This window comes from Oleiphilus sp. HI0066 (assembly GCF_001635725.1).
This window is the reverse complement of record NZ_LWFH01000011.1, coordinates 1-628: the sequence shown is the minus strand read 5'-3', so window position 1 is coordinate 628 and position 628 is coordinate 1. Positions and strand designations below refer to the sequence as shown.

The 628-nt window shown below is 43.0% G+C and carries 2 protein-coding genes; both read right to left on the bottom strand.

Features of this window, described 5'->3' with window-relative positions; all coding sequences use genetic code 11:
* Positions 1 to 329 (bottom strand): radical SAM protein (locus A3738_RS00620; protein ID WP_156503843.1); only part of this gene is annotated, 329 nt, incomplete at its 3' end.
* Positions 330 to 527: a hypothetical protein gene (locus tag A3738_RS00615; RefSeq protein WP_068763260.1), complete on the bottom strand. Its 198-nt coding sequence runs from the start codon at positions 525 to 527 to the stop codon at positions 330 to 332. It abuts the gene before it with no gap.
* Positions 528 to 628: the final 101 nt, after the last annotated feature.

Genomic DNA, 628 nt, shown 5'->3' with positions numbered 1-628 from the left:
GCAGGCATTCTATCTGGCATATGCGCGTAGTTATAAAGCGCTAAGCGATCAGGCTTAATCCGCAAAACTTCTTTCAGTGTTTCATCAAATGAAGCACGAGTCTGCTTCGGTAATCCATAAATTAAATCAAAAGAAATGGAGCTGACACCCAAAGCACGAGCGCGCGCTACAAGCGCCTCGATTTGTTCAATACTTTGTTCACGGTTCACCGCTTTTTGTACTTCTGGATTAAAGACCTGAATACCAAAACTAAAGCGATTAAAGCCTAGGCCCACTAGTTCATCGATGTCATCTACTGTGACGCTTCGTGGGTCGATTTCGATGCCCATCTAAAGCTTTTGAGGAAGTCCAAAATGGAAAGATTGTGCGAGTAACTCTAGGATCTCTTTGATCTGATCAGTGCTCATAAAGGTCGGTGTGCCGCCACCAAAATGAATCTGTTCGACTAAGCGACCACTTTCAAATAATGGCGCTTTTAAAGCGATCTCTTTACTTAGCAATTCAATATATTCATCCGCTCTAGACATATTTCGAGTCACCACTTTGTTGCAACCACAGCAATAACAAAGCGATGCACAAAACGACACGTGAATATAAAGGGACAAGCTTCTAGGAACTGGGTGCTGAT

What these genes read in the sequence shown, in the direction of transcription:
- A3738_RS00615 (WP_068763260.1), bottom strand. Translation starts at nt 527, where the DNA reads ATGTCTAGAGCGGATGAATATATTGAATTGCTAAGTAAAGAGATCGCT.